This is a genomic window from Streptomyces morookaense (genome assembly GCF_013030945.1).
GTDB lineage: Bacteria > Actinomycetota > Actinomycetes > Streptomycetales > Streptomycetaceae > Streptomyces > Streptomyces morookaensis.
In genome coordinates, this window is record NZ_JABBXF010000020.1 from 1 (window position 1) to 3,989 (window position 3,989).

The 3,989-nt window shown below is 70.3% G+C and carries 3 protein-coding genes and 1 pseudogene; 3 read left to right on the forward strand and 1 reads right to left on the reverse strand.

Annotated elements, in window-relative coordinates; all coding sequences use genetic code 11:
* Positions 1–255 (reverse strand): annotated as a pseudogene (locus tag HG542_RS10800) (acyltransferase family protein); the annotation flags it as partial.
* Between the two features lie 207 nt (positions 256–462).
* Here HG542_RS10800 and HG542_RS10805 point away from each other — a divergent pair.
* The 3 genes from HG542_RS10805 to HG542_RS10815 form a co-directional block, all read left to right on the forward strand.
* A complete protein-coding gene (locus HG542_RS10805; protein WP_171080053.1) occupies positions 463–2,097 on the forward strand; it encodes a peptide ABC transporter substrate-binding protein in 1,635 nt (544 codons plus the stop codon).
* Positions 2,098–2,119: 22 nt separating this feature from the next.
* Positions 2,120–3,043: an ABC transporter permease gene (locus HG542_RS10810; protein ID WP_171080055.1), complete on the forward strand. Its 924-nt coding sequence runs from the start codon at positions 2,120–2,122 to the stop codon at positions 3,041–3,043.
* Positions 3,036–3,989 (forward strand): ABC transporter permease (locus HG542_RS10815; protein WP_171080057.1); only part of this gene is annotated, 954 nt, incomplete at its 3' end. The genes HG542_RS10810 and HG542_RS10815, both read left to right, overlap by 8 nt.

Sequence of the window (3,989 nt, forward strand, 5' to 3'; positions counted from 1 at the left end):
CTCGACGCCGGTCCAGCTGTACTGGGAGAACGTGTGGAGCGTGGGGAAGATCGTTCTCGTGTGCCCCGCCCACGGGTTGTCCATCGCCGTGTAGTGGTAGACCACGACCATCAGGGCCGCGACGAGCCGGAGCCCGTCCAGCACGGCGAGGCGCGAGGCTCTCGCCGGGCGGGGCCGGCGGGCGGGCGCGGACGTGGGGGAGGGCGCGTGCGCGGGCGCGGTGTCTTCCGCCGCCGGATTCATTACTTGGGACATGACAAGGGGGCATTGTACCGGTCTGTCGCCTGCCTCCTTCGGCTGCCGGCGCCTCCTGCGGCCCGGGCGGGCGCTCGGGCATATGGGCGGATTATTCGGCCGACCGGTGCCGGGAGGCCCGTCCCACGTCGCTGTGTGAGGTGAAATCGTGCCGTACGCGAAATATGTCCGACGTGCTGCACCCTGCCACCGGAGGAGGCGACGCCCATGCGGCCACGCACGCGCCTCCGTGCCCGCCGGGGCGTCTGCGGTGCCGTGGCCGTCGTGCTGGCGGTGGCGGCCGCCGCCGGGTGCACGGGAGGCGGGCGGACACGGGCCGGGGTGGTGCGGGCCTCCTGGGGGGACCCGCAGAGCCCCCTGGAACCCGCCGACACCAACGAGGTGCAGGGCGGCAAGGTGCTCGACATGGTCTTCCGCGGGCTCAAGCGGTACGACCCGCAGACCGGCGCCGCCGAGGACATGCTCGCCGAGACGATCGAGACCCCCGACCAGCAGAACTTCACCATCACCCTCAGACCCGGGTGGACCTTCAGCAACGGCGAGCCGGTCACGTCCCACTCGTTCGTCGACGCCTGGAACTATGGCGCGCTCGTCGACAACAAGCAGAAGAACGCCTCCTTCTTCGAGTACATCGACGGATACGACCGCGTCCACCCCGCCTCCGGCCACGCCACCGCCCGCACCCTCTCCGGGCTCGCCGTGAAGGACGACCGGACCTTCACCGTCCGGCTGCGCACCAAGTTCTCCACCTGGCCGGACACCCTCGGCTACACCGCCTACGCCCCGCTGCCCCGCGTGTTCTTCACCGACCACGCGGGCTGGCTGAAGAAGCCCGTCGGCAACGGGCCCTACACGATCGACTCCTACGCCAAGGGGTCCGTCATGCGGCTCAGCCGTCGGGACGGCTACCCCGGCCCCGACAAGGCCCGCAACAAAGGCGTGGAGCTGCGGGTCTACACCGACAACAACACGGCCTACACCGACCTCATGGCCGGCAACCTCGACCTCGTCGACGACATCCCCAGCGCCCAGCTGAAGAACGTCCGGAACGACCTCGACGGCCGCTACATCAACCAGCCCGCCGGCATCATCCAGACCCTCTCCTTCCCGATGAACGACGCGAGATGGACCGGGCGCGGCATGGCGAAGGTCCGCCGGGGACTGTCGATGGCGATCAACCGGGAGCAGATCACCGGGCAGATCTACCGGGGGACCCGCACCCCGGCCACCGACTGGACCTCGCCCGTGCTCGGCGACCAGGGCGGCTACAAGGCCGGCCTGTGCGGCGAGGCCTGCACATACGACCCGGTCCGGGCCAAGCAGCTCATCCAGGAGGGCGGCGGCCTGCCCGGCGGGCACGTCACCGTCACCTCGAACGTCGACACCGGCTCCCACCGGCTGTGGATGGACGCCGTCTGCAACAGCATCAACAACGCCCTCGGTGACGACCGGGCCTGCACCGTCGACCCCGTCGGCACCTTCGCCGACTTCCGCAACCGGATCAGCGGCGAGAAGGTGACCGGCATGTTCCGCTCCGGCTGGCAGATGGACTACCCGCTCGTCCAGGACTTCCTCCAGCCGCTCTACTACACCGACGCCTCCTCCAACTACGGCAAATTCAGCAGCAGCGACTTCGACCGGCTCGTCGACGAGGCCAACGCCGAGTCCGACCCGGCCAGGGCCGTCGCCACCTTCCAGGACGCGGAACAGGTCCTCGCCCGGCAGATGCCCGCCATCCCGCTCTGGTACCAGAACGGCAGCGCCGGATACGCGCCCGGCCTCTCCGGCGTGATGCTCAATCCCTTCAGCGTCCCGGTCTACGAACGGATCACCGTCAAGTGAGGGGTCAAGTGAGGGGCCTGGTATGGGTCGTTATGTGATCCGGCGGCTGCTGCAGATGATCCCCGTCTTCATCGGCAGCACCTTCCTCATCTTCGTCATGGTCTACGCACTCGGCGACCCCGTCGCCGCGCTCTTCGGCGACAAGGCGCCCGACCCCGCGACCGCCGCCCGGATCCGCAAGGACCTTTATCTCGACCGGTCGTTGGGCGTCCAGTACCTGCACTACATGGGGCAGATCCTCACCGGGAACTTCGGCACCGCCTTCAACGGCCAGAAGGTCACCGAGCTGATGGCCGGCGCCTTCCCGGTGACCCTGCGCCTCACGCTCGTCGCCATCGCCGTCGAGATCGTCATCGGCATCGCGCTCGGTGTCTTCAGCGGACTGCGGCGCGGACGCGCCGTCGACACCACCGTGCTGCTGCTCACGCTGGTCGTGGTCTCCGTCCCCACCTTCGTCAGCGGCTACGTGCTGCAGTACGTGTTCGGCGTGAAGTGGGGCACCGCCACACCGTCCGTCTCCCCCGACGCGCAGCTCGGCGAACTGCTGCTGCCCGGCGTGGTGCTGGCCCTCACCTCTCTCGCCTACGTCACCCGCCTGACCCGCACGTCCATCGCCGAGAACGCCCGCGCCGACTACCTGCGCACCGCCGTCGCCAAGGGCCTGCCGCGCCGCCGGATCGTCGTCCGGCACCTGCTGCGCAACTCGCTCGTCCCGGTGGTCACCTTCATCGGCACCGACGTCGGGGCGCTCATGGGCGGCGCGATCGTCACCGAGCGCATCTTCAACATCCACGGCGTCGGCTTCCAGCTCTACCAGGGCATCCTGCGGCAGAACTCGCCGACCGTCGTGGGCTTCGTGACCGTCCTGGTCATCGTCTTCCTGGTGGCCAACCTGCTCGTCGACCTGCTCTACGCCGTGCTCGACCCGAGGATCCGCTATGCCTGAGCCGCCACCGCCCGACCCCCGGGACCCCCGGGACGCCGTCACCCCCGCGGGCGGCGGCGCCATGAGCCTGGCCACCAGCGAGGCGGAGACCCTGGAGGGCGGGCCCCCGCCCGCCGCGCCCGGCAGCGCCAAGGCACGCAGCCTCTGGTCCGACGCCTGGCACGACCTGCGGCGCAATCCGGTGTTCGTGGTCTCCGCCCTCGTCATCGCCTTCCTCGTGCTGATCGCCCTGTGGCCGCAGGCCATCACGAGCGGCAACCCGCTGCAGTGCAACCTGGCCCTCGCCCAGGAGGGCGCACGGGCAGGCCACCCCTTCGGGTTCGACACCCAGGGCTGCGACGTCTACACCCGCACCGTGTACGGCGCCCGGGCCTCCATCACCGTCGGCGTGTGCGCGACGGCGGGCGCCGCGCTGCTCGGCAGCGTCCTCGGCGGACTCGCCGGGTTCTACGGGGGCTGGTGGGACGCCCTGCTGTCGCGGCTCGCCGACGTGTTCTTCGGCATCCCGATCATCCTGGGCGGGCTCGTCTTCCTGTCCGTGGTGACGGGCCGCTCCCTCTGGCCCGTCGTCGGCTTCATCGTGCTGCTGGGCTGGCCGCAGATCTCCCGCATCGCGCGCGGCGCCGTCGTCACCGCCAAGCAGCACGACTACGTCCAGGCGGCACGGGCGCTGGGCGCGGGCAACACGCGGATGCTGCTGCGGCACATCGCGCCCAACGCGGTGGCGCCCGTCATCGTCGTCGCGACCATCGCGCTCGGCACCTACATCGCGCTGGAGGCCACGCTGTCCTTCCTCGGCGTCGGGCTGCGGCCGCCCACCGTCTCCTGGGGCATCGACATCTCCAACGCCTCCACCCAGATCCGCAACGCCCCGCACATGCTGCTGTGGCCCGCGGGGGCGCTGAGCGTCACGGTGCTCGCGTTCATCATGCTCGGCGACGCGGTG